Genomic DNA, 24,164 nt, shown 5'->3' with positions numbered 1-24,164 from the left:
CCTCCCGCCCGGCAGGAGCGGGAGACGCAGCGAACGAGGGGACACCGGTGGACGTAAGCGGCGGGCGCGGGCAGCCGCGGTCCGGCAACGACGAGTCGGCCGAGCACACGGGACCCGGGGCCCCGGCCACCGACGACGCCCCCCACGAGGCCGGTGACCGCTCCACCACCGCGGGCCGGGCCGCCGACGAGCGGGCCGGCCACCGCCCCGGTGACCTGCCCGACGGCACCCCGGCGTCCCACGGGCCTGCCGCCGGACGGCCCCCCGCAGCCGGCCCTTCCGCCGGCCACCCGTCCGCCGACGGCAGGGACACGACCGCCGCCCGGACTCCGGTGGCGGGCGGGCCCGGCCGGGGCGGCGACGGCGGGAACGAGGGCGCCGGTTCCGGGGACCGAGGACCCGCGCACGTGCCCGGGGCGTCCGGGAGCGGCCCGGCGGCCGGGGCCGACACCCCCGTCCCCGGCACCCCGGACCCGCGGGCCACCCCGCCCGCCGACCACCACGTCACGGGTCCCGGCCCCCGGGCCACCCGGGAGGGCACCCCCGGAGCCGGACACCAGGCCGGCGCCCCCTCGCCCCACCGGCACGCCGACCGCACGCTCGCCCACTCCGGCAGCGACAAGGCCCCCGCGCCGCAACGGCCCCAGGAGAAGCAGCGCGGCCTGCTGATGGGACGGCCGTTCGGGGTGCCCGTGTACGTCGCGCCCAGCTGGTTCCTCGTCGCCATCCTCATCACCTGGGTGTTCGGCGGGCAGATCGACCGCGTGCTGCCCGAGCTCGGCGCCGCCAGCTACCTGGTCTCCCTGTTCTTCGCGGTCGCCTTCTACGCCTCCGTGCTGGTCCACGAGCTCGCCCACACCCTGGCGGCCCTCCGCTTCAAACTCCCGGTGCGCCGCATCCAGCTCCAGTTCTTCGGCGGCGTCTCCGAGATCGAGAAGGAGGCCGAGACACCCGGCCGCGAATTCGTCCTCGCCTTCGTCGGCCCGCTGCTCTCCCTCGTCCTGTCCGGCCTGTTCTACCTCGCCCTGCTCGCCGTGGACCCCGGCTCCGTCCCCGGCGTCCTGCTGGCCGGGCTGATGATCTCCAACCTCATCGTGGCCGTCTTCAACCTCCTGCCCGGCCTCCCCCTCGACGGCGGCCGCATGCTCCGCGCCGTCGTCTGGAAGCTCAGCGGCAAGCCGATGACCGGCACCGTCGCCGCCGCCTGGGTGGGCCGGGCCCTCGCCCTCTCCGTCCTGATCGGCCTGCCCCTGCTCACCCAGTCCGGGGCCCTCGGTTCCGACGCGGTGGACAACGTCGGCATGGACACCGTCCTGGACGCGCTGCTCGCCGCCATCCTCGCCGCGATCATCTGGACCGGCGCCGGCAACAGCCTCCGCATGGCCCGGCTGCGCGAGCACCTGCCCGAACTGCGCGCCCGCACCCTCACCCGCCGCGCCGTCCCCGTCGAGACCGACACCCCGCTCTCCGAGGCCCTGCGCCGCGCCAACGCCGCCGGCGCCCGCGCCCTCGTCGTCGTCGACGCCGACGGCATCCCCCTCTCCCTGGTCCGCGAGGCCGCCATCGTCGGCGTACCCGAGCACCGCCGCCCCTGGGTGCCCGTCGGCGGGCTCGCCCAGGACCTCACCGACGGCATGCGCGTCTCCGCCGAGCTCGCGGGCGAGGAGCTCCTGGACGCCCTGCGCGCCACCCCCGCCACCGAGTACCTGGTGGTCGAGGAGACCGGAGAGATCTACGGCGTCCTGTCCGCCGCCGACGTCGAGCGCGCCTTCGTCAAGGCCATGGCCCGTCCCTCCTAGCCACCGCGGAGCGGCCCGCGTGGTCGGCGGCCCCCGCCGGGACCGGTAGGCTGGTCACATGTCCGAACCGACCGGTGCCGCCCGCAGGCGCGGGCCCTTCAAGGTCGGGGACCAGGTTCAGCTGACCGACCCCAAGGGCCGCCACTACACGTTCACGCTCGAGGCCGGGAAGAACTTCCACACCCACAAGGGTTCCTTCCCGCACGACGAACTGATCGGCGCTCCCGAGGGCAGCGTTGTCCGCACCACCGGGAACGTCGCCTACCTCGCGCTGCGCCCCCTGCTCCCCGACTACGTCCTGTCCATGCCCCGCGGGGCAGCCGTCGTCTACCCGAAGGACGCGGGGCAGATCCTCGCCTTCGCCGACATCTTCCCCGGCGCGCGCGTCGTCGAGGCCGGCGTCGGCTCCGGCTCGCTCAGCAGCTTCCTGCTGCGCGCCATCGGCGACCAGGGCATGCTGCACAGCTACGAGCGCCGCGAGGACTTCGCCGACATCGCCCGGCAGAACGTCGAGCGCTACTTCGGCGGCCCGCACCCGGCCTGGCAGCTGACCGTCGGCGACCTCCAGGACAACCTGTCCGACACCGACGTCGACCGCGTCATCCTCGACATGCTCGCCCCCTGGGAGTGCCTGGAGGCCGTCTCCAAGGCGCTGGTGCCCGGCGGCATCCTGTGCTGCTACGTCGCGACCACCACCCAGCTCGCCCGGACCGTCGAGTCCATCCGCGAGATCGGCTGCTTCAACGAGCCGACCGCCTGGGAGACGATGATCCGCAACTGGCACATCGAGGGCCTGGCCGTCCGCCCGGACCACCGGATGATCGGCCACACCGGCTTCCTGCTCACCGCCCGCCGCCTCGCCGACGGCGTCGAGCCGCCCATGCGCCGCCGCCGCCCCGCCAAGGGCGCCTACGGCGAGGACTACACGGGACCCAACGCCGAGGCGGGCACCGCCCGCTGAGACGGCCCGCCACCCTCACAACGCACAAACACCGTGGCGCAGTTCCCGGCGGATCCCGGGAACTGCGCCACGGTGCTCTCGCGTTGACGCGGAGGCGGCCACCGCAACCCGTCCCGGTTCCCCCTCGCGCGGGAACTGCACACCCCCGCCGTTCCCCCGTACTGTGACGTGTGGCACGATGCTGGCCACCCCCACCGGCACAGCCCTCACAGGAGACACTCCTCGTGCAGTCTTCCGCCGTCCCGGAGCTCGCCCACACGCACACCCGCCCGATCCACTGGGTCGCCACCGCCACGGCCGTCGCCGGCGTCGTGGCCCTCTCCGCGGTGCTGCAGCCCGACGCCGCGACCGCGGCCCAGGCGCCCGGACCGCGGACGAAGAGCGCCCCGGCCCACATCGCCCCGCCCGACCCGGCGGCCGTCGAGTTCCCGCTCGAGTGCGGCCCGGTGGACGTCGTGGTGAAGAAGAAGGCCTCCGGCGACCTCGACGGCGACGGACGCCCGGAGACGGTGGCGGTCGTCCACTGCGACGCCCCGATGGGCACCCCGCCCGACGGCGTCTACGTCCTCACCCAGGCCGCCGGCAGCACCGTACCGCGCGTGGTCGCCACCCTCGTCGACCCCAAGGACCGCACCAACGTCGACGACTTCGCCGTACGTGACGGCGACGTCACCGTCGCACTCCTCGGCTACTCGTCGGCCGACGTCCCCAGTTGCTGCCCCGACGTGCGCGAGAGCGTGAAGTGGCGGTGGGAGAACGGCGCGTTCGTGCGGTCCGTCCCGTCCGGCGCCAGGAGCGTGTGACCCGCGCGAGGGCGTGCGTCGGGGCGCGCACCCCAGAGTGTGAGAAATCAGACGACGGTGACGCGTCGTGCCGTACCGGTCACCCGGCGTCCGGTCCGTACACCTCGACGCTGTCCGAAACGCGACGCACGTGGATGCACTCGCCCGGACACTCCTTCGCGGAGTCGATCACATCCGTGAGAAGCGGCAGCGGTACGGGGGTTGTCGCGCCCCTGTCCTGCAACAGCTCGTCCTGCGGGCTCTTCACGTAGGCCAGACCGTCGATGTCCAGCTCGAACACCTCGGGCGCGTACTGGGCGCAGATGCCGTCACCGGTACACAGGTCCTGGTCGATCCAGACCTCCAGGGCCTCGCCGTCGACTCCGGCCTCCTGCTGCACGCTCATCTCTCCTGCCGTCTCCTGCGTCGGACCGAACGGGAATCCGGCCAGCTCCGACGGGTGTTGAACACGTCGACCCTACCTGTGACTGGGTTCCAATCATCTTCCGTGGGTATTCCCCTGGCGTGAGGGAGAGCGCAAGGGTGAAGATCGGACACACCCCGACCGTCTTTGTGATCTAGGGGTTTCAATCGACACCCGCCCAGGTAGGGTCTGGAAGCGTCCAGCTCCCCTTGGAGGAGGTGAGGACCGTGGCAGCCCACGACGACGACATGAACCGCGGCATCCGCCCGGGACGCGGGTCCGACGACCCGGCCGGGCAGATCGCCTACCTTGAGCAGGAGATCGCCGTCCTGCGACGCAAGCTCGCCGACTCTCCGCGACACACGAGGATTCTCGAAGAGCGGATCGTCGAGCTGCAGACCAACCTGGCTGGCGTGTCCGCCCAGAACGAACGACTCGCGGGCACGCTCCGTGAGGCCCGCGACCAGATCGTGGCCCTCAAGGAGGAGGTCGACCGGCTCGCGCAGCCCCCGGCCGGCTTCGGGGTCTTCCTCGCGGCGAACGAGGACGGCACGGCCGACATCTTCACCGGCGGCCGCAAGCTCCGGGTGAACGTCAGCCCCAGCGTCGAGCTCGACGAGCTCCGGCGCGGCCAGGAAGTGATGCTCAACGAGGCGCTCAACGTGGTCGAGGCCATGGAGTTCGAGCGCGTCGGCGACATCGTCACCCTCAAGGAGATCCTGGAGGACGGCGAGCGGGCCCTGGTGCTCGGGCACACCGACGAGGAACGGGTGGTACGGCTCGCCGAGCCGCTGCTGGACGTCACCATCCGCCCCGGCGACGCCCTGCTCCTGGAGCCCCGCTCGGGGTACGTCTACGAGGTCGTGCCCAAGAGCGAGGTCGAGGAACTCGTCCTCGAAGAGGTCCCCGACATCGGATACGAGCAGATCGGCGGCCTCGGCAACCAGATCGAGGCCATCCGCGACGCGGTCGAGCTGCCGTACCTCTACCCCGACCTGTTCAAGGAGCACGAACTGCGGCCGCCCAAGGGCGTGCTGCTCTACGGGCCCCCCGGATGCGGCAAGACGCTCATCGCCAAGGCCGTCGCCAACTCGCTGGCCAAGAAGGTCGCCGAGGTCACCGGCCAGGCCGCCGGCAAGAGCTTCTTCCTCAACATCAAGGGCCCCGAGCTGCTGAACAAGTACGTCGGCGAGACCGAGCGGCAGATCCGCCTGGTCTTCCAGCGGGCCCGGGAGAAGGCCAGCGAGGGCACCCCCGTCATCGTCTTCTTCGACGAGATGGAGTCCCTCTTCCGCACCCGTGGCTCCGGCGTCAGCTCCGACGTGGAGAACACCATCGTCCCGCAGCTCCTCGCCGAGATCGACGGTGTGGAGGGCCTGCAGAACGTGGTCGTGATCGGCGCCTCCAACCGCGAGGACATGATCGACCCCGCCATCCTGCGGCCCGGCCGCCTGGACGTGAAGATCAAGATCGAGCGTCCGGACGCCGAGGCGGCCAAGGACATCTTCGGCAAGTACCTCACCGAGCGCCTCCCGCTGCACGGCGACGACCTCGCCGAGCACGGCGGCGACAAGGGCATGACGGTCCAGAGCATGATCCAGACCGCCGTGGAACAAATGTACGCCGAATCCGAGGAGAACCGCTTCCTGGAAGTCACCTACGCCAACGGCGACAAGGAAGTCCTCTACTTCAAGGACTTCAATTCCGGCGCCATGATCGAGAACATCGTGGGCCGCGCCAAGAAGATGGCGATCAAGGACTTCCTCGAGAAGAACCAGAAGGGCCTCCGCGTCTCCCACCTGCTCCAGGCCTGCGTGGACGAGTTCAAGGAGAACGAGGACCTGCCCAACACCACCAACCCGGACGACTGGGCCCGCATCTCCGGGAAGAAGGGCGAGCGGATCGTTTACATCCGCACCCTCATCACCGGAAAGCAGGGTGCGGACACCGGACGCTCCATCGACACGGTGGCGAACACCGGTCAGTACCTGTAAAAGCCAGGGCGGCTGCGGGTGCCCACGGCGGGTACCCGCAGCCGACTGCTTTTCGGGCCACGGCTGGAGCACAGCAATGACGCAAATGATCTCCCCACCAGGGCGAAGGCGTTCTAGGCTCGTCCGTACCGCCGAGTCGCGCAGTGCGGGGACGGGCACCGCACACGCACCGGAGCGCCAGCGGTACAGCAGCGCCCCCGACCGGGGACGCCGCCGGGCAAGGAGGGCCGCATGACCGTACGGCGAGTAATGGGCATCGAGACGGAGTACGGGATCTCCGTCCCCGGCCACCCCAACGCCAATGCCATGCTCACCTCGTCCCAGATCGTGAACGCCTACGCGGCGGCGATGCACCGGGCCCGCCGGGCCCGCTGGGACTTCGAGGAGGAGAACCCGCTGCGCGACGCGCGAGGCTTCGACCTCGCCCGCGAGGCCGCCGACGCCAGCCAGCTCACCGACGAGGACATCGGCCTGGCCAACGTGATCCTCACCAACGGCGCGCGGCTCTACGTCGACCACGCCCACCCGGAGTACAGCGCCCCCGAGGTCACCAACCCGCGCGACGCCGTCCTGTGGGACAAGGCCGGCGAGCGGATCATGGCCGAGGCGGCGGAGCGGGCCGCGCAGCTTCCCGGTGCCCAGCCGATCCACCTGTACAAGAACAACACCGACAACAAGGGCGCGTCCTACGGCACGCACGAGAACTACCTGATGAAGCGGGAGACCCCCTTCTCGGACATCGTGCGCCACCTCACGCCGTTCTTCGTCTCCCGGCAGGTCTTCGCCGGCGCCGGCCGCGTCGGCATCGGCCAGGACGGCCACGAGCACGGCTTCCAGCTGAGTCAGCGCGCGGACTACTTCGAGGTCGAGGTGGGCCTGGAGACCACGCTGAAGCGCCCGATCATCAACACGCGCGACGAGCCGCACGCCGACGCGGAGAAGTACCGCCGGCTGCACGTGATCATCGGCGACGCCAACCTGTCGGAGATCTCGACCTACCTCAAGCTGGGCACGACGGCCCTGGTCCTGTCGATGATCGAGGACGGCTTCATCGCGGTGGACCTGGCGGTCGACCAGCCGGTCCGCACCCTGCACCAGGTCTCGCACGACCCGTCGCTGAAGCGGCTCGTCACGCTCCGCAGCGGGCGGACGCTCACCGCGGTCCAGCTCCAGATGGAGTACTTCGAGCTGTCCCGCAAGTACGTGGAGGAACGCTTCGGGGCGGACGCCGACGAGCAGACCAAGGACGTCCTGGCGCGCTGGGAGGACACCCTCACCCGCCTGGAGAACGACCCGATGAGCCTGGCCGGCGAGCTGGACTGGGTCGCCAAGCGGGAACTCATGGAGGGCTACCGGCGCAGGGACGGCCTGGACTGGGACGCCGCCCGACTGCACCTCGTGGACCTCCAGTACGCCGACGTACGCCCCGACAAGGGCCTGTACAACCGTCTGGTGGCCCGGGGCAGGATGAAGCGGCTGCTGGACGAGGCCGAGGTCGAGCGGGCCCGTACGGCGCCTCCGGAGGACACCCGCGCGTACTTCCGCGGACGGTGTCTGGAGCAGTACGCGGACGACGTCGCGGCGGCCTCCTGGGACTCGGTGATCTTCGATCTGCCGGGCCGGGACTCGCTCCAGCGGGTCCCGACCCTGGAACCGCTTCGCGGAACGCGTAATCACGTCAAGGCGCTCCTGGACCGCTGCCGCACGGCGGAAGACCTGGTCAGGGTGTTGTCCGGGGGGTGAGCCGGGGCTGAGTGGGTATCCACGGATCATCGGTGAGGTCCGGCCGGACAGGGTGGAAGACCCCGGGGCCGGGAACCATCGAGATGGTCCCCGTACGTTGGAGCAACTGCGGGGGCATTGTCGGACCCGGCTTGTAGGGTCTGATCTTGACCGAGCAACTGTGTCGGGCGAACCGAGCGGGGTGAGGGTGATGGCGACCAAGGACACCGGCGGCGGACAGCAGAAGGCCACCCGGTCCACGGAGGAGGTCGAGGAGCAGGCGGCGGAGGCGCAGGCTTCCGAGGACCTCAAGGAGCGTCACGAGAAGCTGAGCGACGACGTGGACGACGTCCTCGACGAGATCGACGACGTCCTCGAGGCCAACGCCGAGGACTTCGTGCGGTCCTTCGTTCAGAAGGGTGGCCAGTAGGCCGCTTCGGCCTTCGATCCGAAGGTCGTGTGTCGGGGCTGTGGGTGCAGGAAGAGCAGAGGACGAAGGGCTGCTCGCGGTGCGGCGGGTCCGTGCCGCGAGCGGCCTTCGCCGGCCCCCGCAGCGCATGTGGATCACCGCCACAAGACGGGTAGGGTCCGTGGCGTACTGTGCTTCAGCCGTCATGCCGTGCTGGGGCAGTTCAAGGATCGGCCCGATGCCATAAGGCGGGCTGCCGCATACGTGGAAGGAATCGCGTGGAAGCCAACACTCGTAGCACCGGGCGTCTCCCTGCTGCCTTCCTGACGCCAGGATCCTCCTCCTTCATGGACTTCCTCTCCGAGCACCAGCCGGAACTGCTGCCCGGCAAGAGGAAGTTGCCGCCCGTCCAGGGCGCGATCGAGGCGCCGCACGGCACCACGATCGTGGCCGTCACCTTCCCCGGCGGGGTCGTGCTCGCCGGTGACCGGCGGGCCACCATGGGCAACGTCATCGCGCAGCGGGACATCGAGAAGGTGTTCCCGGCGGACGAGTACTCGGCGGTGGGGATCGCCGGTACGGCGGGTCTGGCCGTGGAGATGGTGAAGCTGTTCCAGCTGGAGCTGGAGCACTTCGAGAAGGTCGAGGGCGCGCAGCTGTCGCTGGAGGGCAAGGCGAACCGGCTGTCCACGATGATCCGCTCGAACCTGGGCATGGCCATGCAGGGGCTGGCCGTGGTGCCGCTGTTCGCCGGGTACGACGTGGACCGGGAGAAGGGGCGGATCTTCTCCTACGACGTCACGGGCGGACGTTCGGAGGAGCAGGGGTACGCGGCCACCGGTTCCGGGTCGATCTTCGCGCGCGGTGCGATGAAGAAGCTGTTCCGGGACGACCTGAGTGAGGCCGAGGCCACCACGCTGGTGGTGCAGGCCCTGTACGACGCGGCAGACGACGACTCGGCGACCGGTGGTCCCGATGTCGCCCGCCGGATCTACCCGATCGTCACCGTGATCACCGAGGACGGTTTCCGCCGGCTGACCGAGGACGAGGCGTCCGGGATCGCCCGGTCCGTGCTGGAGCGGCGGCTGGAGCAGCCGGACGGTCCGCGGGCGGCGCTGCTGTAGGCGCGGGCGGGTTCGGTTGTTCAGGGTGGTCCAGTGACTTCGACAGAAAGGGACGGATAACCGGTGTCGACGCCGTTCTATGTCTCACCCCAGCAGGCGATGGCCGACCGGGCGGAGTACGCCCGCAAGGGCATCGCCCGTGGCCGCAGCCTGGTCGTGCTGCAGTACGCCGACGGCATCGTGTTCGTCGGTGAGAACCCGTCCCGCGCGCTGCACAAGTTCAGCGAGATCTACGACCGGATCGGCTTCGCCGCGGCCGGCAAGTACAACGAGTACGAGAACCTGCGGATCGGGGGCGTGCGCTACGCCGACCTGCGGGGTTACACCTACGACCGGGACGACGTGACGGCCCGGGGCCTGGCGAACGTGTACGCGCAGACGCTGGGCACGATCTTCTCCAGCGTGGGGGAGAAGCCGTACGAGGTGGAGCTGGTGGTGGCCGAGGTCGGGGAGACCCCGGAGCAGGACCAGATCTACCGGCTGCCGCACGACGGCTCCATCGTGGACGAGCACGGCTCGGTGGCGGTGGGGGGCAACGCGGAGCAGATCAGCGGGTACCTGGACCAGCGGCACCGGGACGGGATGACGCTGGCGGAGGCGCTGAAGCTGGCCGTGCAGTCGCTGTCGCGGGACACCAACGGCAGCGAGCGGGAGATTCCCGCGGAGCGGCTGGAGGTGGCGGTGCTGGACCGCACGCGGCCGCAGAAGCGGAAGTTCAAGCGGATCACCGGGCGGCAGTTGTCGCGGTTGCTGGAGGCCGGCGGCGCGGAGACGGCGTCGGAGGCGGAAGCGGACACCGAGTCCGGGGGAGACGTGGAGTAGCCCCGGCTTCACCCGAGGTTTCGCTGAGCGCCCCGGTCGGTCGGCCGGGGCGCGCAGCGTGTGCGGGTGGGTGGGGGCGCGGGTCCGAGGCCTGCGGCGCGGCTTTCGGTTCGGCGGGGGCTCGGGCAGCCGGCGCCCATGGTCCGGTGGGTGGGTCGGGGCCGCGTCGGAGGTGTCCGTCCTCGGTCCGGCGCGGGACCGGTGACTCGGTGGAAGCGCTGGTGTCGGCGCGCCGGCCGCCGCGGGCGGCCACCCCGCCCCGCTCCCTTCCCGCCGTGGGCGGCCGACGGGCGCCCACCGCCGCCCTCGCGCGCCGGGCGGCGCGCTGCTGCCGCTCAGCCGAGGGCGCGGCGGCACCCCGTCAGCGCCGGGCTGCGCACCCGCGCGCCGGCGCCGGTCGGCAGCCGTTCGCTCAGTCGGCCCTCGCCGGGCCCGTCGAGCCCCTCACCACCAGCTCGACCGGGATGTCGCCCGCCTCGGGGGTGCGGTCGTCCAGGACGGCGAGGAGGGCCCGCATGCCGCGTTCGCCGAAGAGTTCCGCGTCCAGGCGGACCGTGGTGAGTTCCGGGTCGATCGCGGTGGCCAGGGCCAGGTCGTCCAGCCCGGTGACGGAGAGGTCGTCGGGAACGCGCAGGCCCAGGCGGCGGGCCGCCTTGTAGGTGCCGGCCGCCAGCTGGTCGTCGTCGCAGACCACGGCGGTGGGGCGGTGGGGAGCGGGGAGCGCGGCGTGCGCCGCGGCCTCCGCTCCCTTGATGGAGATGGGGGACCTCGTCGTGCGGAGGGAGGTCCCGGGGACCTCGCGGAGACGGGCCGCGAGTGCGCGGGCGCGCACCTCGAAGGTCCAGGAGGCCACGTCCGCGGCCAGGTGGAGGAAGTGGCGGTGGCCCAGGGCGAGGAGGTGGTCGGTGACCTGGCGGACGCCGTCGGCGATGTCGAGGTTGACCGTGGCCGCGCCCGTGGGGCCGTCGGGGTCGCTGTCCAGCATCACCAGGGGGAGCTGGTCGCCGCGGATCGCGGTGAGGGCTTCGGCGGCCATGGAGGAGGCGATGACGCCGTCCAGGGCGGCCTGGGCGGAGGCGAAGGGGTCGCGGGCGGGGCCGATGCCCTCGGGGGAGGGGTAGAGGACCACGCCGAAGCCGTGCTCGGAGGCTACTCGGGCGGCTCCCGTGTAGACGCCCGCGAAGAATTCCGTGGTGAGGGCGGGGACGACCAGGAGGACCGTGCGGGTGCGGCCGAGGCGGAGGTTGCGGGCGGCGAGGTTGGGGCGGTAGCCCAGGGTGCGGGCGGCCTCGCGGACGCGCTGCGCCGTGGCCTGGGAGACCCGGCCGCGCCACTTGTCGCCGAGGACCAGGGAGACCGCGGCCTGGGAGACGCCGGCGGCCCGGGCCACGTCCCGGCTCGTGGGGCGGGTGCTGGCTCGTGCCACCGTCGGGCCGCTCCTTCGTCTGGACTGGTGAACAGCGGACATGGTACGTATGGACGGACTCGTTATACGTAAAACCTCGACGAACGAGCATGAGTGGAGGGCTCGGCATGGCCACGGGATACCTGGAGATCCTCCGGGCACGGCACGCCACCCGGCTGCTCGCGGGCACCCTGGTGGGCCGGTTGCCCAATGCGACCGCCGCCATCGCGATCGTGCTGTTCGTGCGGGCCGAGGGCGGTACGTACAGCCTGGCCGGTGCGCTGGCGGCGGTGTACGGCGTCGCCAACGCCGTGGGGCAGCCGGTGCTGGGACGGCTGGTGGACCTGCGGGGGCAGCCGCGGGTGCAGCTGCCCGCCGCCGTGCTGTCGGCGCTGGCGATGGCCGTGTTCGCCCTCGTGGGGACCGAACCGGCGGCGGTGGCCTGGGGCGCCGTGGCCGCCGCGGGGCTCTTCACACCGCCCCTGGAGGGCGGTCTGCGGGCCCTGTGGGCCTCGGTGCTGCCCAAGGAGGACCAGGTGCACCGGGCGTACGCCATGGACGCCGTGGCGCAGGAGGTGATGTTCACCGTCGGGCCGCTGCTGGTGACGGTGTGCACCTCGCTGTGGTCGGCCCAGGCCGCGCTGCTCGTGCTGAACGTCATCGGGGTGCTGGGCGCCCTGTCCGTGGTCGTCTCGCCGCCCTCGCGCGCGTGGCGGTCGGCGCCGCGCGAGGCGCACTGGCTGGGCGCGCTGCGTTCGCCGGGGCTGCTCGCGCTGCTGGGCGCCTTCCTGTTCGTGGGGATCGCGCTGGGGTCCATCACCGTGGCGGCGGTGTCGTACGCGGACGACCACGGTGGCGACCGGGTGTACGGCTGGCTGATGGCGGGCCTGGGCCTCGGTGCGCTCATCGGCGGCGCGGTGTACGGGGCGCGGCAGTGGTTCGGCGAACCCGCGCGGCGACTTCAGGTGCTGGTGGCCCTTCTGGCGGTGTGTTACCTGCCGCTGGTCCTGATGCCGGGCGTGGTGGCCATGACGTTGCTCACGGTGGTCGCCGGCCTCTTCCTCGCCCCGGTCATCGCCTGCGCCTTCGTCCTGGTCGACCGGCACGCGCCGCGCGGGACGGTCACGGAGGCGTTCTCCTGGCTGGTGACGACGTTCACCGTGGGCGCGTCGGTCGGGACGGGGCTCACGGGTCCGGTCGTCGAGGCGGGCGGGGCGCTGTGGGGGTTCGCCGTGCCGGGGGCCGCGGGCGGCGTGTCGCTGCTGGTTTTGATCGCCACCGGACGGGTATTGGCAGTTCCCGCCGGAACAGCGGTGGTTGCGGCCCGCTCGGAAAATGATCCGAATCGTGCTGTCGAACCCCGTTTCAGTTCGGGGGATCGGGCGTAATGTTCCCTCATGGACCGCCGCATTTTCGGGCTGGAGAACGAGTACGGCGTCACGTGCACGTTCAGGGGACAGCGCCGTCTGTCGCCTGACGAGGTGGCGCGGTACCTCTTCCGCCGTGTCGTGTCATGGGGCCGAAGCAGCAATGTCTTTCTGCGGAACGGCGCCCGCCTCTATCTCGACGTGGGGTCACATCCGGAATACGCCACACCCGAATGTGACAACGTGACCGAACTGGTCACCCACGACAAGGCCGGCGAGCGCATTCTCGAGGGACTCCTGGTGGACGCGGAACGACGCCTGCACGAGGAGGGAATCGCGGGCGACGTCTACCTCTTCAAGAACAACACCGACTCGGCGGGCAACTCCTACGGGTGCCACGAGAACTACCTGGTGGCCCGGCACGGGGAGTTCTCCCGGCTCGCGGACATCCTCATCCCGTTCCTGGTCACCCGCCAGCTGCTGTGCGGTGCCGGCAAGGTGCTGCAGACGCCGCGCGGCGCCGTGTACTGCGTCAGCCAGCGGGCCGAGCACATCTGGGAGGGCGTCTCCTCGGCGACGACCCGCTCCCGGCCGATCATCAACACGCGGGACGAGCCGCACGCGGACGCCGAGCGCTACCGCCGTCTGCACGTCATCGTGGGCGACTCGAACATGTCCGAGACGACCATGCTGCTCAAGGTCGGGGCCACCGACCTGGTGCTGCGCATGATCGAGGCGGGCACCGTGATGCGCGACCTCACCCTGGAGAACCCGATCCGGGCGATCCGCGAGGTCAGCCACGACATCACCGGCCGGCGGAAGGTGCGCCTGGCCAGCGGCCGGGAGGCCTCCGCGCTGGAGGTGCAGCGCGAGTACTACGAGAAGGCGCTGGACTTCTGCGAGCGCCGCGGCATCCGCACCGGCACCGTCGAGCAGGTGCTGGAGCTGTGGGGCCGCACGCTGGACGCGATCGAGTCCGAGGACCTCGACCGCATCGGCACCGAGATCGACTGGGTCATGAAGTACAAGCTCCTCGAGCGGTACCGGGCCAAGCACAACATGACCATGTCGCATCCGCGGGTCGCGCAGATAGACCTCGCCTACCACGACATCCACCGCCGTCGTGGCCTGTACTACCTGCTGGAGAAGAAGGGGCAGGCGGCCCGGATCTGCAACGACGTGAAGATCTTCGAGGGCAAGTCGGTCCCGCCGCAGACCACCCGGGCCCGGCTGCGCGGGGACTTCATCCGGCGGGCCCAGGAGCAGCGCCGGGACTTCACCGTCGACTGGGTCCACCTCAAGCTCAACGACCAGGCCCAGCGGACCGTGTTGTGCAAGGACCCGTTCCGTTCGGTGGACGAGCGGGTGGAGAAGCTGATCGCCGGAATGTGAGCCGCGCGTTCCGCCAGGGATCCGAAAATTCCCGGAACGTCACACGGGCGCCGTACGTTACACCGTACGGCGCCCTTCTCACGCCGTAGAGTTGCGCGGACGCCATTCACAAGATCGACGATTACGAGGCCCCCACCGTGCGCCGACGCTCACTTCTCCTCGCCGTACCCGCTGGACTGGTCACCCTCGCCGCGTGCGGCGACGACAAGTCCGACTCGAGCAAGGCCAGCGACAGCGCCTCGCCCTCCGCGTCCCAGGCGTCCGAGGCGCCGCCGCCGAAGATCGTCGACGGCCCGCTGCCGGCGATCACCGCGGGCACGGAGTTCGACCAGAAGCCCACGGTCGCCAAGGGCAGCGGCGACCCGTCCGGCCAGCTCGCGGTGAAGACGGTCATCGCCGGCGGCGGCAGGACGGTCGCGGAGAACGACTTCGTGGTGGCCCACTACCTCGGCCAGATCTGGGACACCGGCAAGGTGTTCGACAACTCCTACGACCGGGGGGCCCGCCTGGCGCTCCCGCTCACCCAGGGCGCCATCATCGACGGCTGGCGGTACGGCCTCATCGGGAAGAAGGCCGGCAGCCGCGTCCAGATGGCCGTCCCGCCGACCTGGGGATACGGCGAGCAGGGCAACCAGCAGGCGGGCATCGAGGGCACCGACACGCTGGTGTTCGTCGTGGACGTGAAGGACACGTTCAAGGCGAACAGCAGCGCCAAGGGCACCGAGGTCGCCCAGGACGACATCGACCTGCCCAAGGTCGGCACCAACACCGACGGCAAGGCGCCCTCCGTCGAGGTGCCCGGCGCGGACGCGCCGAAGAAGCTCGTGGCGAACTACGTCATCGAGGGCGACGGCGAGGAGGTCGGCGCCGAGGACAGCGTGCTGGTGCAGTACAAGGGCGTGCTGTGGGACGGCGGTGAGGAGTTCGACTCCACGTACAGCCGGAAGCAGCTCACCTCGTTCTCGCTCCAGCAGGTCGTCAAGGGCTGGGCACAGGGGCTGACCGGCAAGAAGGTCGGCAGCCGCGTCCTGATCGTCATTCCGCCGGAGCTGGGCTACGGCGACACCCCGCCGCAGGGCGGCAAGATCAAGAAGGACTCCACGCTGGTGTTCTCGGTCGACCTCCTCGCGAAGCTGTGATGCCCGTGAGATGCAAGACTGTGCGTGTTCGCCTTTCCGCAGACAAGCAGGAGCATCAGACGTGAGCATCGACAAGCCCGAGATCGACTTCCCGGGCGGCGAGCCCCCGGCGGACCTCGAGATCAAGGACATCTGGGAGGGCGACGGCGAGGTGGCGCAGGCGGGCCAGACCGTCACCGTCCACTACGTCGGTGTCGCCTTCAGCACGGGCGAGGAGTTCGACGCCAGCTGGAACCGCGGCACCCCCTTCCGCTTCCCGCTGGGCGCCGGCCGGGTCATCAAGGGATGGGACCAGGGCGTGCAGGGCATGAAGGTCGGCGGCCGCCGCCAGCTGACCATCCCCGCCCACCTCGCCTACGGCAACCAGAGCCCCACCCCGGCGATCAAGCCCGGTGAGACCCTGATCTTCGTGGTCGACCTGCTCGGGGTCTGATCGTCGTACGACAGGACCCGATCACCTGGGGCCCACGCCTGTCCGGGCGTGGGCCCTCGGCTTTTGTCAGGACACCGTGGAGCGGTACGGTCGTCCGTCGTAAGCACCACAGGGAGGCGAAGGGCGTCGATGGCCATTGCCAAGGCCGAGCGGCTGATGAATCTGGCGCTGTGTCTGCTCGGGACACGACGGCCGCTCAGCAAGCGCGAGCTGCGCGAGTCCATCGAGGCCTATCTGGAAGCGGGGTCCGACGACTCCTTCAACCGGATGTTCGAGCGCGACAAGGACGACCTGCGCGAACTCGGACTGGTCATCGAGACCGTCGAGAGCCTCGACGGCGAGGTCGGCTACCTGGCCCGCCGCGACAGCAACCGGCTGCCGCCCATCACCCTCGACGCCGAGGAGGCCGCCGCGCTGGGACTGGCCGCCAAGGTGTGGCAGCAGGCCCGGCTCGCGGGCGCGGCCAGCGGCGCCCTGCAGAAGCTGCGCGCGGCCGGACTGCCCGAGGACGTCGACCCGTACGGGGCCCACGGCGCGCTGGAGCCGCGCATCCCCGTGCACGAGGCCGCGTTCGAGCCGCTGATGCTGGCCTGCCGGGACCGCCGGCCGGTCGTCTTCGACTACCGCAAGGCCAACGCCGCCCAGCCCGAGCAGCGGCACGTGGAGCCGTGGGCGCTGGAGTGCTGGCGCGGCCACTGGTACCTGGCCGGCTGGGACCGCGACCGGGGCGCCGAGCGGGTCTTCCGGCTCTCCCGGATCACCGGGAAGGTGCGCTCGCGCGGCGGCCGGTACACCGCGCCGGTGCCCGACGTCGTCACCGTGCGCGAGACCGTGGCGAGCTGGGCGGGGGAGACCGCCGACCGCTCGGCGCGGATCCGGCTGCGTTCGAACGCCGGTTACCCCCTTCGGGCGAAGGCCACCGCGGTGCGGGAACTCGGCGACGGCTGGGACGAGTTGGAGATTCCGTACGGACACGGCCTGGACGCCTGGCTGGTGGAGTTCGGACCGGACGTGGTGGTCCTGGAACCCGCCGAGCTGCGGGCCGACGTGGTGGACCGGCTGCGCGCCGTGGCCAAGGGCTGAGGGAGAGCGGACGACAACGTGGCAGGCAAACCGGTCAGGCCCGTGAACGCCATCGACCAGACCCGACGGATGCTCTCCCTGGTGACGTACCTGCGGGAGCGCCCCGGCGCCCGCGTCGAGGACGTGGCGCGCGCCTTCGGCATCACCGAGGACGAGCTGGTCTCCGACCTCGACGTGCTGCCCATGTGCGGCACCAGCTTCCGCGGCGGCGACCTGCTGGACATCGACACCGACGGCGAGCGCATCTGGTGGCACAACCCCGCCGCGCTCGGCGCGGAGGCGGCCGAGCCGCTGCGGCTCGCCGCCGACGAGGCCACCGCCCTGCTGGTCGCCGCCCGCGCCGTGGCCACGCTGCCCGGACTGCGCGAGAGCGACCGGCAGGCGCTGCTGCGGGCCACCGCCAAGGTGGAGGCCGCGGCCGGTGAGGCGGCCGGCGCCAGCTCCCGGCTCTCGGTGACCTTCGAGTCCGAGGGCGGCGTCTTCGCCGACGTCGACCGGGCCATCGCCGAGCGCCGCAGACTGTGGATCCGCTACTACTCACCCGCGCGGGACGAGGTCACCGAACGGGAGATCGATCCCATCCGCCTGGTCAGCGTCGGCCACACCTACGTCGAGGCCTGGTGCCGCCGCTCCGAGGCGCGCCGCACCTTTCGGCTCGACCGGGTCGCCGAGATCAGGATCCTCGACGAGCCCTCCGCGCCGCCCGAGATCGAGCTGCGGGACCTGTCGGAGGCGCTGGTGCAGCCCGCGGCCGAGGACCCGGAGGTCGTGGTCGAGGTCGGGCCGGGCGGACGCTGGGTCGCCGAGTACTACCCGCACGACAGCGCGGACGAGCTCCCCGACGGCGGGCTGCGCATCACCCTGCGCACCCCCGACCCGGCCTCGCTCAGGCGGCTGGCGCTGCGGCTCGGGCGGGACGGACGGATCGTCGAGCCGCCCGAGCTCGCCGACAGCGCCCGGCAGGCGGCCCGTGAGGCGCTGGCGGCGTACGACGGGATCGAGGCCGCCGGATGAGGCCGCGCGGGGCGCACGCGGTGCACGCGGTACGGGACGGACGGGACGACGGACAGGGGCGGGTGCTGTGAGCGAGTCGGCGGTGCCCGGTGGGCGGGGCATGACGGTGGCGTCCGCGTTCGCGGGGATGAGGAACGTGGCCCCGGTCGTCTTCCGCGCGGGCTGCCCGGACTGCCGGGAACGCTTCGAGCTCGCCGCGAGCGCGCTGCGCCTGGCCATCGGCGCCAGCAGCCGCACTACCTTCTACTCCTTCACCTGCCCCGTCTGCGGGGCGGCCGTCCGCAAGCCGGCCGGGGAGCGGATCGTCGAGCTGCTCACCGGCGGCGGGGTGCGCACGCTGCGGCTGCACTCGACGGTCTGACGGGTCCGGGCGGGTGGCCGGACGCCCGCCGCCCGCGGGGACGGTCTAGGCTCGACTCCATGTTCTGGCCGATGTTCGCGGTTGCCGTGGGTTTTCTGGGTCTCGTGGTGCTCGGGGTGTTCGCCGTCCGGGTGTTCGTCGAGGCGGAGCGGCTCGGCAGGCAGGTCACGGACTCCGCGCGCCGCATCAACCGGGCCGCGGAGGACCTGGAGCGCGCGGCGGCCGGCGCGGCCCGTTCCGCCGAAGCCCTCTGAGCGTTCTCCGAGCGCTTTCCGGACGCGGGTTCGCCGCTGTGCCCTGTCGAGTTGTCGGAACCGGCAGGTACGCTGCTGAACGCGGACCGGAGAACGAGGCCCGGACCGCGGACGGGAGTACGCACGGGGATTGCCGGACGTTCACCCCTGAGCGTTACGATCGCTGCCAGCGCCGTCGTTCGGGCACATGTCCGACCGGTCGGACAGCCACCCACCCGCCTCGGTGAGAAGGTAAAGACTTATGGGACGGCTCGGACCTACCGAGATCATTCTGATCCTCGTCGTCATCATTCTGCTGTTCGGTGCGAAGAAGCTTCCGGACATGGCGCGGTCGCTCGGCAAGTCGGCCCGCATCCTCAAGAGTGAGGCGAAGGCGATGAAGGAGGACAACAAGTCCTCCGCCCCGGCCGATCCGCCGGCCGGCGACGAGCAGCCCCCGGCGCAGCGCACCATCCAGGCGGCCCCCGGCGACGTGACCAGCTCCCGCCCGGTCACGGAGCCGACGGACACGACCAAGCGCTGACGCAGGGCCGGTGATCTCCGGCCCGCCGCACGAGATGGGAACGTGGGTTGCTCAAGTCTGCCCGCAAACAGGAGAGGGATCCCGAGGGGCGGATGCCCCTGGTGGAACACCTGCGTGAGCTGCGCAATCGGCTCGCCAAGGCCGTCGTCGCGATCCTCGTGGTGATGATCGCGGCCGCGTTCTACAGCGAGCAGCTCATGCAGTTCCTCGCGGAGCCGGTGCCGAAATGCGAGGACCTGGCGAACAGCGACGGTGGCAACTGCGCCATTGTGTCCTTCAACACGCTGACGTCGCCGTTCACCACGACGATCAAGGTGAGCCTCATGGCCGGCCTGATCGTCTCCAGCCCTGTGTGGCTCTACCAGCTCTGGGCCTTCGTCGCACCCGGGCTGCACAAGCACGAGAAGAAGTACACCTACTACTTCGTCTCGGCCGCGGTTCCGTTGTTCGTCGGCGGCGCCTACCTGTCGTACGTCATCCTCCCCATCAGCATCAAGGTGCTGCTCAGCCTCACCCCCGGGGGATCGGCCAACATCCTCTCGCTCGACGAGGTCCTCGACTTCACCATCAGGATGGTGCTGGTCTTCGGCCTGGCCTTCGAGCTTCCCCTGCTGCTGATCATGCTGAACCTGGTCGGCATCGTCTCCGGCCGCCGCATGATCGGCTGGTGGCGCGCTGTCGTCATGGGCGTCTTCGTCTTCGGCGCGGTCGCGACGCCCACGACCGACCCGGTGGGGATGATCGCGCTGTCCGGACCGATCATCCTGCTCTACTTCGTCGCCGTGGCGTTCTCACTGGTCAACGACAAACGGCGCGCCCGCAGGGAGGCGTCGGGCCCCGCCGACGACGAGGCCTCCGAGCTGGACCTCACCCCCGAGGCCGTCGAGCCGGTGGAACCCGTGGCAGCCCTGCCCGAGCAGGCGACCAAGGACCGGGTCAACGGTTATGACGACGTGACCTGAGGATCGGGCCGCAGCTCGTAGGGTCACTCCGTGACCAGCGAGATCACCCTCTTCGTCAACCCCACCGCGGGTCGCGGCCGGGGCGCCCGGGCGGCGCGGCCGGCCGCTTCCGCGTTGCGGGCCGCCGGATTCTCGGTGCGGACGGTGCTCGGCACGGACGCCGAGGACGCCCTGGCACGCGCGCGTGCCGCCGTCGCCGAGGGCACGGGCGCCCTGATCGCCGTCGGCGGTGACGGCCTGGCGAACCTGGCGCTGCAGGCCGTCGTGGGCACCGGCACCCCGCTCGGCCTGGTCGCCGTCGGCACCGGCAACGACTTCGCCCGCGCCCTCGGCATGCCGCTGCGGGAACCGGCCGCCGCCGGCCGGATGATCGCCGACGCGCTCAAGTGCGGCCGGGTGCGCGACGTCGACCTCGGCCGGGTCGGCGACCGCTGGTTCGGCACCGTCCTCGCCTCCGGCTTCGACTCCCGGGTCAACGACCGCGGCAACCGGATGCGGCTGCCCGCGGGACGGTTCAAGTACGACCTCGCCATGATCGCCGAGCTCGCCGCCTTCCGGCCGTTCCCCTACCGGATCACCCTCGACGGCGGCGGGGTCCGCGAGGTCGAGGCCACGCTGGTCGCCGTCGGCAACGGATCGTCCTACGGGGGCGGCATGCGGATATGCCCCGGCGCCGACCTCACCGACGGGCTGCTGGACGTCACGGTGGTGGGGGACTGCGGGCGGGGCACGCTGCTGCGGGTGTTCCCGACGGTGTACCGGGGCACGCACGTCGAGCATCCGAAGGTCACCGTGTTCCGGGCGGCGAGCGTGGAGCTGGCCGCCGAGGGGATCACCGGGTACGCGGACGGGGAGCCGGTCGGGCCGCTGCCGCTGACCGCACGGTGCGTGCGCGCCGCCGTGCGGGTCGTCGGCCCCTGAGCCGGGCGGACCCCCGGACCTCGCAGGAGCCGATCCGGATAATGATCGTCCTGTTGTCGGTGGGGCCCGGTACGCTCGAAAGTACGATGACAGAGGACCTCTCACCGGCCGAGCGGTACGCGGCAGCACGCAGGCGCGCTGCCGAGCAGGCCACCGCGCTCGCCTCCTTCCGCGAGATGTACGACTTCGGCCTCGACCCCTTCCAGATCGAGGCCTGCCGGGCGCTCGAGGCGGGGAAGGGCGTGCTGGTGGCCGCGCCCACCGGCTCCGGCAAGACGATCGTGGGCGAGTTCGCCGTCCACCTCGCCCTGCAGCAGGGCAAGAAGTGCTTCTACACGACACCGATCAAGGCGCTGTCGAACCAGAAGTACGCCGACCTGTGCCGTCGCTACGGCACCGACAGGGTGGGCCTGCTCACCGGCGACAACAGCGTCAACTCCGACGCCCCGGTGGTCGTGATGACCACCGAGGTGCTGCGGAACATGCTGTACGCGGGTTCGCAGACCCTCCTCGGCCTCGGCTACGTGGTGATGGACGAGGTGCACTACCTCTCCGACCGGTTCCGCGGCGCCGTCTGGGAGGAAGTGATCATCCACCTCCCCGAGTCGGTGACCCTGGTGTCCCTGTCGGCGACGGTGTCGAACGCCGAGGAGTTCGGTGACTGGCTGGACACCGTCCGCGGCGACACCGAGGTGATCGTCTCCGAGCACCGGCCCGTGCCGCTGTTCCAGCACGTGCTCGCCGGGCGCCGGATCTACGACCTGTTCGAGGAGGGCGAGGGCCGGAAGAAGGCCGTCAACCCCGACCTCACGCGCATGGCCCGCCTGGAGGCGAGCCGCCCGTCCTGGGGCGATCGGCGACGGGGGCGGAACAACATGCGCGAGGCGGACCGGGAGCGGGAGCGCCGGCAGCGCTCGCGCGTGTGGACGCCGAGCCGGCCCGAGGTCATCGAGCGGCTCGACGCCGAGGGCCTGCTGCCCGCGATCACCTTCATCTTCAGCCGGGCCGCCTGCGAGGCCGCCGTCCAGCAGTGCCTGTACGCGGGCCTGAGGCTCAACGACGAGGAGGCGCGGGCCAGGGTCCGCTCGCTCGTGGAGGAGCGTACCGCCTCCATCCCGGCCGAGGACCTGCACGTCCTGGGCTACTACGAGTGGCTGGAGGGCCTGGAGCGCGGCATCGCGGCCCATCACGCGGGCATGCTGCCGACGTTCAAGGAGGTCGTCGAGGAACTGTTCGTGCGCGGGCTGGTCAAGGCCGTGTTCGCCACCGAGACCCTCGCCCTCGGCATCAACATGCCCGCCCGCTCGGTGGTGCTGGAGAAGCTCGTCAAGTGGAACGGCGAGCAGCACGCCGACATCACCCCCGGCGAGTACACCCAGCTGACCGGCCGGGCCGGCCGGCGCGGCATCGACGTCGAGGGCCACGCGGTCGTGCTGTGGCAGCGCGGCATGAACCCCGAGCACCTCGCGGGACTGGCCGGCACGCGCACGTATCCGCTGCGCTCCAGCTTCAAACCGTCGTACAACATGGCCGTCAACCTGGTCGAGCAGTTCGGCCGGCACCGTTCGCGCGAGCTGCTGGAGACGTCGTTCGCGCAGTTCCAGGCGGACAAGTCGGTCGTCGGCATCTCGCGCCAGGTGCAGCGCAACGAGGAGGGGCTGGAGGGCTACAAGGCCTCCATGACCTGCCACCTCGGCGACTTCGAGGAGTACGCGCGGCTGCGCCGCGAGCTGAAGGACCGGGAGACCGAGCTGGCCCGGCAGGGCGCGGTGCAGCGGCGCGCGGAGGCGGCCGTCGCACTGGAGAAGCTCAAGCCGGGCGATGTCATCCACGTGCCCACCGGCAAGTACGCGGGGCTGGCACTGGTCCTCGATCCGGGGCTGCCCGCGGGCCGTTCCAACGGCCACCGCGGCGTCGAGTACCACGACGGTCCGCGCCCCCTGGTGCTGACCGCCGAACGGCAGGTCAAGCGGCTGGCGTCGATCGACTTCCCGGTGCCGGTCGAGGCGCTGGAGCGGATGCGGATCCCGAAGTCCTTCAACCCGCGCTCCCCGCAGTCCCGCCGGGACCTCGCCTCCGCGCTGCGCACCAAGGCCGGCCACATCGAGCCGGAGCGGCACCGCAAGCGGCGCTCCCAGGCGGCCGACGACCGGGAGATCGCCCGGCTGCGCAAGGCGCTGAGGGCGCACCCGTGCCACGGCTGCTCGGACCGCGAGGACCACGCCCGCTGGGCCGAGCGCTACCACCGGCTGCTGCGCGACACCTCGCAGCTGGAGCGGCGCATCGAGGGCCGGACGAACACCATCGCCCGCACCTTCGACCGCATCGTCGCGCTGCTGACCGAGATGGACTACCTGCGCGGCGACGAGGTCACCGAGCACGGCAAGCGGCTCGCGCGGCTGTACGGCGAGCTCGACCTGCTGGCCAGCGAATGCCTGCGCGAGGGCGTCTGGGAGGGGCTGGCCCCGGCCGAACTCGCCGCCTGCGTCTCGGCGTTGGTGTACGAGGCGCGGGTCGGTGACGACGCGATGGCGCCCAAGCTGCCGTCGGGCAAGGCCAAGGCCGCGCTCGGCGAGATGGTCCGCATCTGGGGACGGCTGGACGCCCTGGAGGAGGAGTTCCGGATCACCCAGACCGAGGGCGTGGGCCAGCGCGAACCCGACCTCGGCTTCGCCTGGGCCGCCTACACGTGGGCGTCCGGCAAGGGCCTGGACGAGGTGCTGCGCGAGGCGGAGATGCCGGCCGGCGACTTCGTGCGCTGGTGCAAGCAGGTCATCGACGTGCTCGGCCAGATCTCGGCGGCGGCGCCGGCCGTCGAGGGCTCGACGGTCGCGAAGAACGCCCGCAAGGCGGTGGAGGGGCTGCTGCGCGGCGTGGTGGCCTACTCGTCCGTGGGCTGACCCGCTCCGGGTGCCTCCGCCCGTACCCGAGGCTCCGTACGCCGTACAGCCCGGCGCGCCCCGTGCGCGCCGGGCTGTCGCGTCCTGTGCGCCCCCTCGGGAGGCATCACCGGCCGGTTCCGTGGGCAGGATCGGGATCCGTGCGCACCCGGCGTCGTCCAGGACGCCGCCGAAGGGCCTCCCGGTGCCACCGCACCGCCCCTTTCACCCGTGACGGTGAGGGGTTTCCGTGCGCCCGTGCGACGTCACTCGCCGTGTTCGAACGGTGCCCCGCTGTGCAAATGAACCCGAGCGTACTCCTGTCCCAGGGGTCGTTTCCGGTACTCGCTGAATATGACATGGCGATGATCCGGTCGGACTAAGCTCGCCCGCA

Annotated in this window: 23 protein-coding genes; 21 read left to right on the top strand and 2 right to left on the bottom strand. The window is 71.3% G+C overall.

Annotation, left to right across the window (positions count from 1 at the left end; translation table 11 throughout):
- Positions 1-47: 47 nt before the first annotated feature.
- The 3 genes from FHS37_RS23810 (at position 48) to FHS37_RS23800 (ending at position 3,563) form a co-directional block, all read left to right on the top strand.
- Positions 48-1,799: a site-2 protease family protein gene (locus FHS37_RS23810; RefSeq protein WP_184824584.1), complete on the top strand. Its 1,752-nt coding sequence runs from the start codon at positions 48-50 to the stop codon at positions 1,797-1,799.
- 58 nt (positions 1,800-1,857) lie between these two features.
- Positions 1,858-2,760, top strand: coding sequence for a tRNA (adenine-N1)-methyltransferase (locus tag FHS37_RS23805; protein ID WP_184824582.1), 903 nt, complete (start codon positions 1,858-1,860; stop codon positions 2,758-2,760).
- A 224-nt stretch (positions 2,761-2,984) separates the two neighbouring features.
- On the top strand, positions 2,985-3,563 hold the full coding sequence (locus FHS37_RS23800; protein ID WP_184824580.1) for a hypothetical protein: 579 nt from the start codon (positions 2,985-2,987) through the stop codon (positions 3,561-3,563).
- A gap of 79 nt (positions 3,564-3,642) precedes the next feature.
- On the opposite strand, the gene FHS37_RS23795 is transcribed toward FHS37_RS23800, so the two are convergent.
- Positions 3,643-3,948, bottom strand: a complete 306-nt coding sequence (locus FHS37_RS23795; RefSeq protein ID WP_184824578.1) for a ferredoxin — start codon at positions 3,946-3,948, stop codon at positions 3,643-3,645.
- Between the two features lie 245 nt (positions 3,949-4,193).
- Between FHS37_RS23795 and arc the strand changes: the two genes are divergently transcribed.
- From arc to prcA, 6 genes are all read left to right on the top strand, one after another.
- The gene (arc, locus tag FHS37_RS23790; protein WP_184824576.1) at positions 4,194-5,960 is read left to right on the top strand and encodes a proteasome ATPase; all 1,767 of its coding nucleotides are present in this window, start codon (positions 4,194-4,196) and stop codon (positions 5,958-5,960) included.
- Between the two features lie 231 nt (positions 5,961-6,191).
- Entirely contained in the window at positions 6,192-7,703 is a 1,512-nt protein-coding gene (gene dop, locus FHS37_RS23785) for a depupylase/deamidase Dop (protein ID WP_364719590.1), read from the top strand.
- Between the two features lie 190 nt (positions 7,704-7,893).
- Positions 7,894-8,112, top strand: coding sequence for a ubiquitin-like protein Pup (locus tag FHS37_RS23780; protein ID WP_166461633.1), 219 nt, complete (start codon positions 7,894-7,896; stop codon positions 8,110-8,112).
- Between the two features lie 27 nt (positions 8,113-8,139).
- Positions 8,140-8,418, top strand: coding sequence for an endonuclease domain-containing protein (locus tag FHS37_RS23775; protein ID WP_268254579.1), 279 nt, complete (start codon positions 8,140-8,142; stop codon positions 8,416-8,418).
- Entirely contained in the window at positions 8,370-9,215 is an 846-nt protein-coding gene (gene prcB / locus FHS37_RS23770) for a proteasome subunit beta (RefSeq protein WP_184824574.1), read from the top strand. The genes FHS37_RS23775 and prcB overlap by 49 nt, the downstream gene beginning before the upstream one ends.
- A 63-nt stretch (positions 9,216-9,278) precedes the next feature.
- Positions 9,279-10,037 carry a proteasome subunit alpha gene (prcA, locus tag FHS37_RS23765; protein ID WP_184824572.1) on the top strand — a complete coding sequence of 253 codons (759 nt, stop codon included), beginning with the start codon at positions 9,279-9,281 and terminating at the stop codon, positions 10,035-10,037.
- A gap of 412 nt (positions 10,038-10,449) precedes the next feature.
- Here prcA and FHS37_RS23760 read toward each other — a convergent pair whose 3' ends face one another.
- A complete protein-coding gene (locus FHS37_RS23760) occupies positions 10,450-11,505 on the bottom strand; it encodes a LacI family DNA-binding transcriptional regulator (protein ID WP_184824570.1) in 1,056 nt (351 codons plus the stop codon).
- Positions 11,506-11,570: 65 nt separating this feature from the next.
- On the opposite strand from FHS37_RS23760, the gene FHS37_RS23755 reads away from it, so the two are divergent.
- The 12 genes from FHS37_RS23755 to FHS37_RS23700 all read left to right on the top strand — a co-directional run bounded on the left by FHS37_RS23755 (position 11,571) and on the right by FHS37_RS23700 (position 23,791).
- Entirely contained in the window at positions 11,571-12,830 is a 1,260-nt protein-coding gene (locus FHS37_RS23755; RefSeq protein WP_184824567.1) for an MFS transporter, read from the top strand.
- 9 nt (positions 12,831-12,839) lie between these two features.
- On the top strand, positions 12,840-14,201 hold the full coding sequence (pafA, locus tag FHS37_RS23750; RefSeq protein ID WP_184824565.1) for a Pup--protein ligase: 1,362 nt from the start codon (positions 12,840-12,842) through the stop codon (positions 14,199-14,201).
- 137 nt (positions 14,202-14,338) lie between these two features.
- The gene (locus FHS37_RS23745; RefSeq protein WP_184824564.1) at positions 14,339-15,340 is read left to right on the top strand and encodes an FKBP-type peptidyl-prolyl cis-trans isomerase; all 1,002 of its coding nucleotides are present in this window, start codon (positions 14,339-14,341) and stop codon (positions 15,338-15,340) included.
- Between the two features lie 61 nt (positions 15,341-15,401).
- A complete protein-coding gene (locus FHS37_RS23740) occupies positions 15,402-15,773 on the top strand; it encodes an FKBP-type peptidyl-prolyl cis-trans isomerase (protein WP_184824563.1) in 372 nt (123 codons plus the stop codon).
- Between the two features lie 129 nt (positions 15,774-15,902).
- A complete protein-coding gene (locus tag FHS37_RS23735; RefSeq protein ID WP_184824562.1) occupies positions 15,903-16,856 on the top strand; it encodes a helix-turn-helix transcriptional regulator in 954 nt (317 codons plus the stop codon).
- A gap of 18 nt (positions 16,857-16,874) precedes the next feature.
- The gene (locus tag FHS37_RS23730; protein ID WP_184824560.1) at positions 16,875-17,870 is read left to right on the top strand and encodes a helix-turn-helix transcriptional regulator; all 996 of its coding nucleotides are present in this window, start codon (positions 16,875-16,877) and stop codon (positions 17,868-17,870) included.
- 100 nt (positions 17,871-17,970) lie between these two features.
- Positions 17,971-18,231, top strand: coding sequence for a hypothetical protein (locus FHS37_RS23725; RefSeq protein WP_184824875.1), 261 nt, complete (start codon positions 17,971-17,973; stop codon positions 18,229-18,231).
- A gap of 59 nt (positions 18,232-18,290) precedes the next feature.
- A complete protein-coding gene (locus FHS37_RS23720; protein ID WP_184824558.1) occupies positions 18,291-18,485 on the top strand; it encodes a hypothetical protein in 195 nt (64 codons plus the stop codon).
- A gap of 241 nt (positions 18,486-18,726) precedes the next feature.
- A complete protein-coding gene (gene tatA / locus FHS37_RS23715) occupies positions 18,727-19,008 on the top strand; it encodes a Sec-independent protein translocase subunit TatA (protein ID WP_184824556.1) in 282 nt (93 codons plus the stop codon).
- Positions 19,009-19,100: 92 nt separating this feature from the next.
- Positions 19,101-19,970: a twin-arginine translocase subunit TatC gene (gene tatC, locus FHS37_RS23710; RefSeq protein ID WP_184824873.1), complete on the top strand. Its 870-nt coding sequence runs from the start codon at positions 19,101-19,103 to the stop codon at positions 19,968-19,970.
- Between the two features lie 30 nt (positions 19,971-20,000).
- Positions 20,001-20,891, top strand: coding sequence for a diacylglycerol kinase (locus FHS37_RS23705; RefSeq protein ID WP_184824554.1), 891 nt, complete (start codon positions 20,001-20,003; stop codon positions 20,889-20,891).
- Between the two features lie 41 nt (positions 20,892-20,932).
- Complete coding sequence (locus tag FHS37_RS23700; protein WP_184824552.1) at positions 20,933-23,791, top strand: DEAD/DEAH box helicase; 2,859 nt, start codon at positions 20,933-20,935, stop codon at positions 23,789-23,791.
- The last annotated feature ends 373 nt before the right edge of the window (positions 23,792-24,164 follow it).

This window comes from Streptomyces griseomycini, assembly GCF_014203535.1.
GTDB lineage: Bacteria > Actinomycetota > Actinomycetes > Streptomycetales > Streptomycetaceae > Streptomyces > Streptomyces griseomycini.
The sequence above is the reverse complement of the archived record's forward strand: the minus strand, read 5'-3'. Positions and strand labels throughout refer to the sequence as shown.

Excerpts from the sequence above, each read along its gene's own strand:
- FHS37_RS23805 (WP_184824582.1), top strand. The coding sequence starts at position 1,858 with ATGTCCGAACCGACCGGTGCCGCCCGCAGGCGCGGGCCCTTCAAGGTC.
- FHS37_RS23795 (WP_184824578.1), bottom strand. The coding sequence starts at position 3,948 with ATGAGCGTGCAGCAGGAGGCCGGAGTCGACGGCGAGGCCCTGGAGGTC.
- dop (WP_364719590.1), top strand. The coding sequence starts at position 6,192 with ATGACCGTACGGCGAGTAATGGGCATCGAGACGGAGTACGGGATCTCC.
- FHS37_RS23780 (WP_166461633.1), top strand. The coding sequence starts at position 7,894 with ATGGCGACCAAGGACACCGGCGGCGGACAGCAGAAGGCCACCCGGTCC.
- FHS37_RS23760 (WP_184824570.1), bottom strand. The coding sequence starts at position 11,505 with ATGTCCGCTGTTCACCAGTCCAGACGAAGGAGCGGCCCGACGGTGGCA.
- FHS37_RS23755 (WP_184824567.1), top strand. The coding sequence starts at position 11,571 with ATGGCCACGGGATACCTGGAGATCCTCCGGGCACGGCACGCCACCCGG.
- pafA (WP_184824565.1), top strand. The coding sequence starts at position 12,840 with ATGGACCGCCGCATTTTCGGGCTGGAGAACGAGTACGGCGTCACGTGC.
- FHS37_RS23735 (WP_184824562.1), top strand. The coding sequence starts at position 15,903 with ATGGCCATTGCCAAGGCCGAGCGGCTGATGAATCTGGCGCTGTGTCTG.
- FHS37_RS23725 (WP_184824875.1), top strand. The coding sequence starts at position 17,971 with ATGACGGTGGCGTCCGCGTTCGCGGGGATGAGGAACGTGGCCCCGGTC.
- FHS37_RS23720 (WP_184824558.1), top strand. The coding sequence starts at position 18,291 with ATGTTCTGGCCGATGTTCGCGGTTGCCGTGGGTTTTCTGGGTCTCGTG.
- tatA (WP_184824556.1), top strand. The coding sequence starts at position 18,727 with ATGGGACGGCTCGGACCTACCGAGATCATTCTGATCCTCGTCGTCATC.
- tatC (WP_184824873.1), top strand. The coding sequence starts at position 19,101 with ATGCCCCTGGTGGAACACCTGCGTGAGCTGCGCAATCGGCTCGCCAAG.
- FHS37_RS23700 (WP_184824552.1), top strand. The coding sequence starts at position 20,933 with ATGATCGTCCTGTTGTCGGTGGGGCCCGGTACGCTCGAAAGTACGATG.